The sequence below is a fragment of the uncultured Brachyspira sp. genome, from assembly GCF_949287625.1.
Lineage (GTDB): Bacteria > Spirochaetota > Brachyspiria > Brachyspirales > Brachyspiraceae > Brachyspira.
Genome location: NZ_CASEGO010000024.1, coordinates 13,839 through 27,151, shown reverse-complemented (window position 1 = coordinate 27,151; position 13,313 = coordinate 13,839). Strand labels below are relative to the sequence as shown.

At 27.8% G+C, this 13,313-nt stretch carries 11 protein-coding genes and 1 tRNA gene; 8 read left to right on the top strand and 4 right to left on the bottom strand.

Going from position 1 to position 13,313, the window contains the following annotated elements; translation table 11 throughout:
* Positions 1 to 75: 75 nt before the first annotated feature.
* The 3 genes from Q1X91_RS05825 to Q1X91_RS05815 all read right to left on the bottom strand — a co-directional run bounded on the left by Q1X91_RS05825 (position 76) and on the right by Q1X91_RS05815 (position 3,759).
* The gene (locus Q1X91_RS05825; RefSeq protein WP_300754361.1) at positions 76 to 318 is read right to left on the bottom strand and encodes a hypothetical protein; all 243 of its coding nucleotides are present in this window, start codon (positions 316 to 318) and stop codon (positions 76 to 78) included.
* Positions 319 to 487: 169 nt separating this feature from the next.
* Complete coding sequence (locus Q1X91_RS05820; protein WP_300754358.1) at positions 488 to 1,918, bottom strand: SGNH/GDSL hydrolase family protein; 1,431 nt, start codon at positions 1,916 to 1,918, stop codon at positions 488 to 490.
* Positions 1,919 to 2,283: 365 nt separating this feature from the next.
* Positions 2,284 to 3,759 (bottom strand): MBOAT family O-acyltransferase, encoded by a 1,476-nt coding sequence (locus tag Q1X91_RS05815; RefSeq protein WP_300754355.1) that lies wholly within the window; start codon positions 3,757 to 3,759, stop codon positions 2,284 to 2,286.
* A 289-nt stretch (positions 3,760 to 4,048) separates the two neighbouring features.
* Between Q1X91_RS05815 and Q1X91_RS05810 the strand changes: the two genes are divergently transcribed.
* The 7 genes from Q1X91_RS05810 to Q1X91_RS05780 all read left to right on the top strand — a co-directional run bounded on the left by Q1X91_RS05810 (position 4,049) and on the right by Q1X91_RS05780 (position 9,629).
* Positions 4,049 to 4,858: a Cof-type HAD-IIB family hydrolase gene (locus tag Q1X91_RS05810; protein WP_300754352.1), complete on the top strand. Its 810-nt coding sequence runs from the start codon at positions 4,049 to 4,051 to the stop codon at positions 4,856 to 4,858.
* A gap of 61 nt (positions 4,859 to 4,919) precedes the next feature.
* Positions 4,920 to 4,992: transfer RNA gene (locus tag Q1X91_RS05805), tRNA-Gly, on the top strand.
* Positions 4,993 to 5,095: 103 nt separating this feature from the next.
* Positions 5,096 to 6,406: a trigger factor gene (locus tag Q1X91_RS05800; RefSeq protein WP_300754349.1), complete on the top strand. Its 1,311-nt coding sequence runs from the start codon at positions 5,096 to 5,098 to the stop codon at positions 6,404 to 6,406.
* 17 nt (positions 6,407 to 6,423) lie between these two features.
* On the top strand, positions 6,424 to 7,026 hold the full coding sequence (gene clpP, locus Q1X91_RS05795; RefSeq protein ID WP_020004237.1) for an ATP-dependent Clp endopeptidase proteolytic subunit ClpP: 603 nt from the start codon (positions 6,424 to 6,426) through the stop codon (positions 7,024 to 7,026).
* 178 nt (positions 7,027 to 7,204) lie between these two features.
* Positions 7,205 to 8,440, top strand: coding sequence for an ATP-dependent Clp protease ATP-binding subunit ClpX (gene clpX / locus Q1X91_RS05790; RefSeq protein ID WP_300754343.1), 1,236 nt, complete (start codon positions 7,205 to 7,207; stop codon positions 8,438 to 8,440).
* A 62-nt stretch (positions 8,441 to 8,502) separates the two neighbouring features.
* Positions 8,503 to 9,066 (top strand): elongation factor P, encoded by a 564-nt coding sequence (gene efp / locus Q1X91_RS05785; RefSeq protein WP_300754341.1) that lies wholly within the window; start codon positions 8,503 to 8,505, stop codon positions 9,064 to 9,066.
* Complete coding sequence (locus Q1X91_RS05780; RefSeq protein WP_300754338.1) at positions 9,066 to 9,629, top strand: hypothetical protein; 564 nt, start codon at positions 9,066 to 9,068, stop codon at positions 9,627 to 9,629. Before efp ends, Q1X91_RS05780 begins: the two co-directional genes overlap by 1 nt.
* A gap of 745 nt (positions 9,630 to 10,374) precedes the next feature.
* On the opposite strand, the gene Q1X91_RS05775 is transcribed toward Q1X91_RS05780, so the two are convergent.
* Positions 10,375 to 11,337 (bottom strand): Gfo/Idh/MocA family oxidoreductase, encoded by a 963-nt coding sequence (locus Q1X91_RS05775; protein WP_300754335.1) that lies wholly within the window; start codon positions 11,335 to 11,337, stop codon positions 10,375 to 10,377.
* Between the two features lie 225 nt (positions 11,338 to 11,562).
* On the opposite strand from Q1X91_RS05775, the gene Q1X91_RS05770 reads away from it, so the two are divergent.
* The gene (locus tag Q1X91_RS05770; RefSeq protein WP_300754332.1) at positions 11,563 to 13,224 is read left to right on the top strand and encodes a formate--tetrahydrofolate ligase; all 1,662 of its coding nucleotides are present in this window, start codon (positions 11,563 to 11,565) and stop codon (positions 13,222 to 13,224) included.
* The last annotated feature ends 89 nt before the right edge of the window (positions 13,225 to 13,313 follow it).

Below are 13,313 nucleotides of genomic sequence, written 5' to 3'. Positions count from 1 at the left end.
TCACCAAAAGAAGTGGGGTTTGGGGCAAAGCCCCAACTATAATTAAAAAAATATTAAATTTAAAAACTATAAATATTAATAAATTGAGTTTTGAAACAAGTCTATTAATTCATAATAAGGTCTAGGATTAAGTACAGAAGGCTCATTTCTCGATATATATGCATGATTTATACCATGAACTACCTGTTTTCCCAAATAAAGCATTAATTCTCTGCTAGCTCCGTAGAATCCTTTAATGCCTCTTTGAAAAATACCTATTAATTCATCAGATATTTCATTTTTTTGTTTTACATTTATTTCAAAATTTCCTACCATCATAAAAAACTCCTCAAATTTATTTTTGATAAAATTATAAAGAAGTTGTATATTATGTAAACTATATATAGTTGGTATTTAAAGAAAATATACAATCTATAACACAATATGTTTTATTTGTAAAAATAAATTGACTAAATATTAAAGTAGTCAGTATTTGTTTACTATAAAATTAATAATTTCTTTCTATTACTTCACTTATCATATCATTAGTATAAGGCAGACCAAAGAAATCAACCACTTCAGAAGTTATATTATCATATACTATTATGTTAACTCCATTAGTAGTTTTTCTTAAATTGCTCCTGCTTATCATTATTCTGTTTCCGCTGTCAACTACTAAATCATTGTATTTATTAAGCTCTTTATGATAAAGATAATTAGTTTCACCCATTGAAGAAAATACTAATTTGTTTTTATCTATAACATAAGAAATATTATTGGTATACATTTCATTAGTAATATTAAAATTGGAATAAAGCCCTTTTACTACGCTGTCATTAGTACTGTATTCTCCAAGCATATTTATTACTATAGTATAGTCATTAAGATTAGTTATTTTTGTTATATAATTATGAATATTATCTATATCTCTTAAAGACATATCATAAACTCTATTGTATTCGTATAAAGCATTTCTCTCCCAAGTGATATAATTAGTATCGCCTCTTCTGTCCGGCAAATCAAAATTATCTTTTAAATATTTTCCTAAAAAAGAAGTATATTTTTCTACACCCTTATAATTCAAATGCCCCGCATCATTATAATCAGTCCAAAAATCTAAATCATAATCATCATAATAATGATTAAAATTCATAAAAGGGACATCATATTCTTTTGCAATCTCACCTACCATATTAAAGTGCCTAGCCTCATCATCAGTCATAGGAAAAGGAGAGGCTATAACTACTATAGGTATATTATTAGTTTTGGCAAGCTCTAATATTTTTCTATAATAAGTTTCCTGTTGTTCCAATAGAGGCAGAGTATCTTTGATATTTTTTATATTAGGCTCTTTAACAGGAAATGTTTTATTATGAAAAGAGTAGCCTTTGAAATATTTATAATGATTATAATTATTAGCATAAGGAATAAAGTCTTCATCTTTTAAATCTTTATACCTGTTATGATATCTATACATTGGATTAATAAACTCATCAAATCTATCTGCGGCAGTTACTTTTAAAGAGTTTATTCTATTTTGAGACCATCTTAATGCATAAGTAGCTGCTACTATCTGATAATCTACAACATTAGTTCTGCTTGCTGCTACAATATAGGACTCTAATGCTATTAATTTTGGCTTTTGATATTTTAATGCTTCAACTAAATAATGATAAGTACTCCATATAGGCTGGCTTCCAGATGTAAAGTTATAAGCGGCAATTCCATACTTATTATATAAAGCAGCTGGATTAATATTATAATGTACATGACTGCTTCCAAGAATAAGTAAATCTATACTGTTAGTTTTCTGTTCATAAAAACTGTCGCCCTGATATATACCATTCTCATTTTTAAATCTTAATACTCTGCTGGAAGTCCAGAGTAATGTAATAAATACTGCTATAAAGCAAATAATTTTTAATGTGTTTTTTATCATATTATAAAAAGCCTATTATTTTTCATATTCAAACTCAATATATACCTAAACAACTATAATTTGTCAAAAATTAATTTTTTTAATTTAAAATATTTGCAGGGCTTTGCCCCGCACCCCACTTCTTTTGTTGCCACAAAGAAGCAAAAAGGCTATATTTTAGCTTAAATTTAATAATTTATTCTACATATAAAACATAATTAATATTATTTTTATGCTTGCAGTTTTTGCAACTTTTGGCAAATCCTGCCATTCTGTGTGCCGTAGGCAAGCGAAGGCGGGAAAAAGTTGAATAAAGAAATTGACAAACTTAAAAATTTTCAGTATACAATACAATTAATAAAACATTTATCTATTATTAATACCTCCTAAAACTGAAAATATATAAACTGCTTAGGATCAAAACCTGCACCGTATTTGCCGTATATTATTATAAAAAATAATAAGAAAAATATTACAGCCCATCTAAAATACAAGCATTGATTTTTTAAAAACTCATAAATAGTTTCTTTCTTTATATATTTTATAATATCTACCAAAAATAACACTATCAAAGATATTATAAGTATATTCATTTCAAAACTGTCTAGTCCCAATTTATATAAAGAGCCGTCAAACAAACGCCATAAATCTATTTTTGTAAACATTCTCTTTATATAATAAAAAGCATCATGTATAGTTTCTGCCCTAAAAAATATCCAAGCCAAATCTACTATTATAAATGTAATGATTACTTCAAGAAGTTTAAAGCTGAAACTTTTTACCTTTACACCAAATTTATTTAAAACATTATTTCTAAACTTTGAAGTAATATCTTCTATTAAATAGCATATTCCATGAATAGCACCCCAAGCTATAAATGTAAAATTAGCTCCATGCCATAAACCGCTTACTAAAAATGTTACTAATATATTAAAACTTCTCCTTAATTTTGAGCATCTGTTTCCTCCCAAAGGTATATAAAGATAATCTCTAAACCAAGTAGATAATGATATATGCCATCTGCCCCAAAACTCTTTTATGCTCCTAGCAAAATAAGGAGTATTAAAGTTTTCCATCAAGTCTATTCCCATAACTTTAGCAGTACCTATTGCTATGAGTGAGTAGCTTGCAAAATCACAGTATATCTGCACTGCAAAAAGTAATGCTGATAATAATAATTCTGATGAGTTATAAATATAATATCTATTGAAAACAGTATCTACCAATATAGAAGCCCTATCTGCTATTACCATTTTCTGAAAATAACCGAAAAGCATTAAAATAAGTCCTTCAGTTATTCTTTGATAATCGAATCTTTTTATTTTATCCATATTTTGAATTTGTCCAAGCAAATGCTTTGAACGCTCTATAGGTCCAGCTACCAACTGCGGAAAAAATGATACAAACAATGCATACTTGATAATATTTTTTTCTGACTTTATCTCTCCTCTGTAAACATCTATAGTATAGCTTAATGCCTGAAATGTATAAAATGATATTCCTACTGGTAAAATTATATCAAATGGTTTTTCTATTAATTTTATATTAAATGCTGATAAAATCATATTAATATTTAATAGCAAAAAGTCAAAATACTTAAAAAATACTAGTATTGCAATATTGATTATAAAGCTGAAAGCCGCAACTATTCTTTTATATTTTAATTTTTCTATTAATATACCGCTTAAAAAAGTTACTACAGTAGAAGTGCCCATAAGTAATGCATATTTAGGATTCCAAAACATATAAAATATATAACTAGCTATGAAAAGACATATATATCTTAATTTTTTTGGAAATATCCAATATAAAATAAGCGTTATAGGAAAAAATATCAAAAAATCGGTAGAATTAAAAAGCATTTATATAACTCATAATGATATAAATAAAATATAAATTTATAACTTATAAAAACCGCCTATTGTAATATAAATTAGATAAAAAACTGATTCTAATTCAACATTTTGTGTATGGAAATCAGTATTAATATTATTAAATATAATTATCTGCTGATTTATTATGTAAACTTACTGTAAATAATAATATTAAAATATTTTGAGACTAGTCTGTTTTTTATATTTTTTAAAGTAAAAAAATAATTGTTTTATTTTTAATGCTTGTTTTTGTCAGATTTTATGATAGTATATTTTTATGAAAAGTTTAGAAAAAATAAAATTAATAGCAACAGATTTGGACGGTACATTTTTAAATAGTGAAAGCGAGATAAGCGATTATAATAAAAAAGTTTTTCAGTATTTGATGAATGAAGGTATTGAAATTATACTTTCTACAGGAAGACCTTTTAACGGTATGCAGCGTTATAAAGGTATGATTAATAATGATAATTACTCTATAGTTTTTAACGGTGCAATAATTGCTGATACTAATGGTAAATTTGTATATAATAGGGTAATAGATGAGGCTTCTTCAAGGGGAGTAGCAGATTTAATTAATAAGTATAAAGTATATCTTCATGTATACAGCGGAAATAAATATATAGTGTCTGAGCCTGATTTTTATTATGAAAGATATATAGAAAAAGAAAATATTACTGATACGATAATAGGTTTGGAAAATGTAGATGATTTTAAGTTCAGCAAGATGGTATTTATAGGCGAAAGAGAAGAACTTTTAAAACTTCAGTCATATATAATGTCTCATTTTAATGTTCATACATCATTTTCACATACCAATTTTTTAGAAGTATTGGCTGATGGTATAAATAAAGGCAGTGCTTTAAAATGGCTTTGTGATAAGAAGGGTATTAAGAGAGAAGAGATAATAGCTTTCGGAGATAATTATAATGATATAGAGATGATAGAATATGCAGGTGCAGGTGTTGCAATGGCTAATGCTGAAGAAGATGTAAAGAAAAAGTCAGATTATGTATGTTTGAGTAATGATGAAAACGGAGTAGGAGACTTTTTAAATAAGTTTTTGAATTTGAAAATAATTATTTAGAATTTTATATAGATGGTGTTGACATTTTTTTGTTTTATGTTATAGTATTGTCAATGTCTATGCGGGAATAACTCAGTTGGTAGAGTTTCTGCTTGCCATGCAGACTGTCGCGGGTTCGAGTCCCGTTTCCCGCTCATCTTATACCCCAGTAGATGACTTTTCTATTGGGGTTATTTTTTTATTATAATTTTATTAATTAAAGCTTAATAATAAAGCTTAATAAAGGTATTATTAAAAATGGATATTAAAGATTTGAATTTTGAAACTTCAACCAATGAAAAAGATTTAGTTACACTTAAACTCGTTGTGTCAAAAGATGCTTATAATAAAGAGTTGGAAAAACAAATAGAATATTATAAGCCTAGAGTTAATGTTAAAGGTTTTAGAGTAGGTCATGCCCCTAACAATATTATACTTTCAAGATACAGAGAGGCTTTGGAAGGTGCTGCTAATGAGGTTTTAATAGAAGATGCTTGGAATACTTATCATGATGAGAAAAATGTTAAAGCTATGGGTACTCCTAAACTTTTAAACTTAGAAAACAAAGATGACGGACTTCATCTTACTTATGAGTATTATCCTATACCAGAGTTTGATTTGCCTGATTTATCTTCTATAAGTGTAGAAAAAAATAAATACACAGTTGATGACAGTGTAGTTGAAGAAGCATACAAATTATCTCTTCAAAGATTTGCTCATTTTGATGAGAGTGAGTTAAAGTCAGAAATAGGCGATAGAGTACATGTAAAAATAGAATTTGATGATGATGAAAATAAAAAATACAATAAGGAATTAACTGTTGTAGCAAGCGATGATGAAAATGACAGTATCTTTGCAAGAAATGCTGTAGGTGTTAAAAAAGATGATAAAAAACTTCTTAAAACTTATGTTGACGGCAGAGAAGCTACACTAATAATGAATATTGTAAAAGTAGAAAAACCTGATATGAAAGATGATTCTAAAGAAGAGGACAGACAAAAAGTAAAAGAATCTTTAAAAGATCATTTAATAAAAAGAGCAGAAGACAGAGCAAACAGTGAGCTTGTAAATGATACTTTATTCAATAAATTAATAGAATTAGTAAATATGACTCTTCCAAAAGGCTATTATGAAGAACAATTAGAAACTTCATTAAATGAATTTGAAAGATCTATGTCAAGCAGAGGAATGAGTAAAACTGATTTTCTAATTTCTGTAGCTAAAACTGATGATGATATTAGAAAAGAATATGAAGAAAATGTAAGAAAACAAATAACTTTTGATATGATTATGGCAAAATTAGCTGATACTTATAAAGATTCTATCACAGTTAATGAAGATAAAGCTAAAGAATATGCTAACAGAATGTATCAATATCAAAGCTATATGGGACTTGCTAAACTTCCTAAAGAAGAACAGCAGAATATTATCAATTATATAATGCGTGATGCTCAAACTAGAGCTACTTCTGAGGCTATATTAGATTATGTAAAAGAACATGTACAGGTATCAGAAAAAGATGCAGGTAAATTTAAGCCTGAAGAAAGTGATGTTTGGGGCGGATATTAATTGTTAAAAGGATAAATATGGATTTGGAGAGAAATTATATGACTATACCTTATGTAATAGAGCAAACCAGCAGAGGAGAGCGTTCTTACGATATATACTCCAGACTTTTAAAAGATAGGATTATATTTTTGGGAGGCGAGATTAATGATGATGTTGCTAATATAGTTATAGCACAGCTTTTATTTTTGGAATCTGCCGATCCAGAAAAAGATATTTCTTTATATATAAATAGTCCGGGCGGTGTTGTTACAGCTGCTTTAGGTATGTATGATACTATGCAGTATGTTAAGCCGGACGTTGCTACTTTATGCGTAGGACAGGCTGCTTCAGCAGGTGCTTTGCTTCTTGCAGGCGGAGCTAAAGGTAAAAGATTCGCTACTGCTAATTCAAGAATAATGATTCACCAGCCTTCAGGCGGTTCAAGAGGTATGGTTACTGATATGGAAATACAATTAAAAGAAACTATACGCTTGAAAAGCATACTTAATAATATCATGGCTAATCATACAGGTCAGGATATTAAAAAACTTGAGGCTGATATGGATAGAGATTATTTTATGAGTGCTGATGAAGCTAAAGAATATGGTATAATAGATAAGGTTTTCTCAAGCAGAGAGTGATAATCTTTAAATATATTATTAACATTTAATTAAAGTAATAGTTGTAGTTTATGATAAGGGGCGTATTTAAGCCCCTTATTTATAAGTTTATAAATTTTTTATTGCAATAGTTTTGTTTTAATATAGAATATATAAACTTAATTATAAAGTAATATATTTGATAGTAAATTGGAGCAATATGTCTAAAAAGAGTAATGATAAAAAAGAAGTTTGTTCTCTATGCGGAAGAGAATTAAAAGAATTAAGCCGATATATTGAAGGCAATGAAGGATATTTATGTTCTGATTGTTCTGCTATAGCAAATGATTATTTTAACATGAATGTTCAAAAGAAAAAATCTAAAGAAAAAGATTATGAAATAAAAATACTTCCTCCAAAGCAGATAAAATCTTTGCTTGATGAATATGTCATAGGACAGAATTATGCTAAAAAAGTTTTATCTGTTGCAGTTTATAATCATTATAAAAGAATAACTCAAAGTGCAGAAGATAAAAATGATGTAGAAATAGAGAAGTCTAATGTACTTTTAATAGGTCCTACAGGAAGCGGTAAAACTTTGCTTGCCCGTACTTTAGCTAAGGCTTTAAATGTACCTTTTGCTATTGCTGATGCTACTACTGTAACAGAGGCTGGATATGTTGGTGATGATGTTGAAAATATTCTGCTAAGACTTATACAGAATGCTGACGGTGATATAAAATTGGCAGAAAAAGGTATAATATATATTGATGAAATAGATAAAATTTCACGTAAAAGTGAATCCCGTTCTATTACAAGAGATGTATCAGGCGAAGGTGTACAGCAGGCGTTATTAAAAATTGTGGAAGGTACTGTTGCTACTGTTCCTCCTCATGGCGGAAGAAAACACCCTCATCAGGATAATTTGCATATAGATACTTCTAATATACTTTTTATATGCGGAGGGGCTTTTATAGATATAGAAAAATCTATTGCTGAACGTACTTCTAAAAAAGGTTTGGGTTTTGCTGCTGAAGTTAATTCTATGGATAATCTTAATTATGATGAGATAATGAAAAATATTTCTACAGAAGATTTGGTTAAATACGGACTTATACCAGAACTTATAGGAAGGCTTCCAGTGATAGCTACTTTGGAAGAATTAAAAGAAGAAGAGCTTTTGCAGATACTCAAAGAGCCTAAAAATGCTTTGACTAAACAGTATCAAAAATTATTTTCTTATGACAATATAGAATTAAAAATAGATGATGAGGCATTAAAGGTAATAGTTAAAAAAACTATGGAAGAGCATACAGGAGCAAGAGGTTTAAGAGCTTTATTTGAACGTGTTATGCTTGATGCTATGTATGATATGCCTACTGATGATAAAGAAAAGAAAGTTTTTGAGCTTAATAAAGAATATGTTGAAAACAGATTGGGTACTGTAAACGAATAATTTTATATATTTAATTAGATTATAAATTAAAAAATAACAAAATAATTTTTTAGGGAGTTTTAATGTTACCAGTAAATGATTTAAGAAAAGGCGATGCTATAATTTTAGACGGAGAAACTTATTTAGTTGTAGATGCTCACTTTCACAGAGCTCAGCAGAGAAAAGCAAATGTAAAAACTAAATTAAAAAATATGCTTAAAGGCAATATGATAGAAAAAACTTTTTCATCTACAGAAAGTGTTGAAGAGGCTGATTTATCATATAAAAAAGCTCAGTATCTTTATGAAGAAGGCGACAGCTATGTATTTATGATATTAGATAATTATGAGCAGGTTCATGTAAGTGCTGATATATTAGGAGACAGTAAATATTATTTATTAGATAATAGCGAGGTTGATTTGCAATATATTAATGATGAAGTTACAGCAGTACGTTTTCCTATACATGTGGTATTGGAAGTTACTTATACAGAACCTGGATTTAAAGGAGATACTACAGGTACTACATTAAAACCTGCTAAACTTGAAACTGGTATTGAGATTAATGTACCTTTATTTATAAATATAGGCGATAAAATTAAAGTTGATACCAGAGATGATAGCTATGTTGAACGCGTAAATAAATAATGCTTTATATATTTACCATTATTTTAGCTTTATTTATATTAATAACTATATTTTTTATAAAAGTTAATTTCTTAATATATACTTTAGCAGCTCTTTTTATAGTTCATATAATATTTACAAAGTCTTTTTATAAAACTATAAAAAAGCTGCTTTATTTAATTCCTTATTTTCTTGCAATATTTATCATTCAGGCATTAAACTCAAGAGGTGAGTACTATACTATTTTTGGTATTTATCTTGATAAAGTTGGTGTAAATTTCACTATTGTTTATTTTATTAGAATAGTATCTGTTCTTTATTTTTTATCTATTTTCTTTATCATAATAAAAAAATTAAAAGTTCCAAACGGACAATTTTTTGATGAGATGATAAGAATAAGTATTTTTATGAAGATAGTAAGAAAATCATTTTTCCTTGAATTTAATAAGATAAGAGATAAAAATAAAAGTTTTAAAGATAAACTAAATTTAATAAAAAATTTATTAGAGAATGTTTATAATGATTCTTTTAGGCTTTATCCTTATGATAATTTAGTTTCTTATTACAGAAATTTACACAAGTAATATATGAAAAATTGTTTTAGTTTATTTGATGATATTATTTAAGTAATAAAAAAATATTATACATATAGTTAAAAGTATATAAATTTAAAAATTTTCAGTATATACCTAAACAAATATGATTTGTCAATTTTGAGTTATTGATAAATGTAATTATAAGTTATAAATAGTATAAAGTATTATTAGTTATTAACAAAATAAGTTTAAAATGTATTATAATAACTATATTTTAGTTAAAAAATGCAGTCCTTCGTGACAGCGGGCTGTGCCTGCTTCTTTGGGTCACCACCGAGTAGGTGCCTATTTGGCAAAAGAAGTGGTGGTTCGGCACGACTGTGTGCTTCGCAGGGCTAGTCCCCGAAGAATAATAAAAATATAAAAACTAATTATTGACAAACTTAAAAATTTTTACTATATACTCATTTCAAAAATAATTTTAGTTGGTACTATATGACGCAAATAATCAAAAAGGAATGTATATTCGTATACTAAAATAATAAGTTATACAATATATAAAACATTATATCTAATAATTTTCAAATTAAATAATTTTATAGTTAATCTTGTCAAGTACTTTTGACACAAGTTTAATTGTGCTTTTGCTGTAGGAAAAACTGATAATCACTCTAATATTTAGTTAATAAATAAATTATTTAGTTTGAAAAATTTAATAAAAAATTGAAGTTCATAAAAAGCGGGAATATGAAATAAACATATAACACTTCCTGCTATAATAAACAAAAAATAATTACCAAGTCTTTTTTATCTCTTTTAAAATAGATTCTGTCAATTTTATAGTATTAACATCATCTTCTATAGAAACAAATCTTTTATCCTTGCCTAATATACAATTTGCAAAATGTTCATCTTCCAATTTTAAAGGATTATCTCTATGAATAAATACTCTTTCTATAATGGATTCCTGTTTATAATTTATACCTATAGAAGTTTTTATATTGCTTTGACTTGCTGCCTGTCTATGTATTGTTATATCCTGAGTAGCATAATCCAATAAAAAGTATGCTTCTTCTGTACTTATAGCCAATGTTCTGATTTTTTCCTGAGTTACTCTGCTTGCACTTATTGTAGCTATAGTCTCATCTTCAAACTCTAATAATGCACTTGCTATATCTTCATTTTTTGTTCTTATTCTCTTTCCGCTTGCAGAAAATCTTATAACAGGCTTTTTTACTAATGAAGTTACAATATCTAAATCATGAATCATTATATCAAATACAACACCTACATCTGTAATACGCGGAGTAAAAGGAGCTAATCTTCTGGCTTCTATTAAATAAGGTTTTTCTATTATATGATGAAGTTCCTGAACAGCACCGTTAAATCTTTCCACATGCCCTACTTGAAGTATAACATTTTTTTGCTTTACAATCTCTTCCAATTCCAAAGCCTGAGCATAAGTTTCAGTCATAGGTTTTTCTACCAAAACATGTTTTCCTTTTTCCACAGCCTTTTTAGCTATTTCAAAATGAAAAGTTGTAGGGCTTGCTATTATTACTGCATCTGCATTATCTATGGCTTCATCGACACTATTAAATTTTTTTATATTATATTTTTGAGATATTTCATTAAGATGATTCTCATCGGCATCGTATATTCCAGACAAATTTATATGATTTATTTGGCTTATAACATTTAAATGAAACTGCCCCATTCTCCCTACACCTATAAGACTAATATTAACTTTATCCATTAAACAAATCCTTTATTTTAAATTAATATATTGAAAGAGTAATTTTATAAATATATCTAAACCTCTTTTAAAGAATTATAATAATAATTATACAAAATTCAATACTATTTTTTAAAGCAATTAATGAAAAAAATACTATCAAATAATTAAAAAATGCTGTATATTTCTTTTATTAAAACCACTAATAAATATTATAAAATATTACAAATAATTATTGGAGACATTATGAAAACAGATATAGAAATAGCACAAGAATGTAAATTAAAAAGAATAGACGAAATAGCTAAAATGCTTAATCTCACAGATGATGATTATGAAGCATACGGTAAGTATAAGGCTAAAATAGAATTATCATTATTAAATAAATTAAAAGACAAAAAAAATGGAAAATTAGTTTTGGTAACCGCTATCACTCCAACCCCTGCAGGAGAAGGAAAATCTACTGTTACAATAGGCTTAACACAGGGCTTAAATAAAATAGGTAAAAATGCCGTAGCTGCTTTAAGAGAACCGTCTTTAGGTCCTGTATTTGGAATAAAAGGCGGAGCATGCGGAGGCGGATATGCTCAAATAGTTCCTATGGAAGATATTAATTTACACTTCAACGGAGACTTTCATGCTATAGGTTCTGCTCATAATCTAATATCAGCATGTATTGATAATCATATTAAACAGGGTAATGAATTAAAAATAGATACAAATAAAATAGTATTTAAAAGAGTTGTTGATATGAATGACAGAGCATTACGAGATATAGTTATAGGGCTAGGAGGAAGTGAGAACGGAGTTACTAGACAGTCATCATTTCAAATAACTGTCGCTTCTGAAATTATGGCTATACTTTGTCTTTCAAACTCTTTAATGGATTTGAAAGAGAGAATAGGAAATATCGTATTTGCCTATGATATTAATGATAATCCTCTCAAAGTAAAAGATTTGAAAGTAGAGGGTGCTGCTTGTGCTTTGCTTAAAGACGCTATAAAACCTAATTTGGTACAGACATTAGAAAACACTCCTGCTATAGTTCATGGAGGACCTTTTGCTAATATTGCACATGGATGTAATTCTATACTAGCTACAAAATTAGCTTTAAAACTTTCTGATTATACTATTACAGAGGCTGGATTTGCTGCTGATTTGGGAGCTGAAAAGTTTCTTGATATTAAATGCCGTGCTGCTGATTTAAAACCAAACTGCATAGTTTTGGTTGCCACTATAAGGGCATTAAAACATCATGGAGGAGCTTTGGAGCTTAATAAAGAAGATTTGAATGCTTTAAATAAAGGTTTTGAAAATTTGGATAAGCATATAGAAAACATGAGAAAGTACAATGTTCCAGTTGTTGTTGCTATTAATAAATTCTCTTCCGATACTCAAAAAGAAATAGAATGCATAACAAAACACTGCCAAGATATGGGTGCTGAAATATCACTCTGCGAGGTATGGGAAAAAGGAGGAGAAGGCGGAAAAGATTTGGCTCAAAAAGTTGTAAAAGCTGCTTCTGAAGAATCTAATTATAAACCTTTATATGATTTAGAAAAAAGCATAAAAGAAAAAATTGAACTTATATGCAAAGAAATATATGGTGCAGGCGACATTAAATTCTCAGCAAAAGCAAATAAGATGATAAAAAAAATAGAGAGTATAGGATTTGGAAATCTGCCTATATGTATGTCAAAAACTCAAAAATCAATATCCGATAATCCAGCACTTCTTAATGCTCCTAAAGGATATACTCTAAATATTGATGAAGTAAAACTTGCTTCAGGTGCAGGATTTATTATTGCTATGGCTGGAGGTATTATAGATATGCCAGGTCTTCCTAAAATACCAGCTGCATGCAATATAGATATAGATGAAAACGGAAAAATAAGCGGATTATTCTAATAAATATTGATAAATACTGAATTACGAAAAATAGCTGTTTTCAATATATAAAAATGATAATATAAAATTGAAGACAGCTATTTTTTATT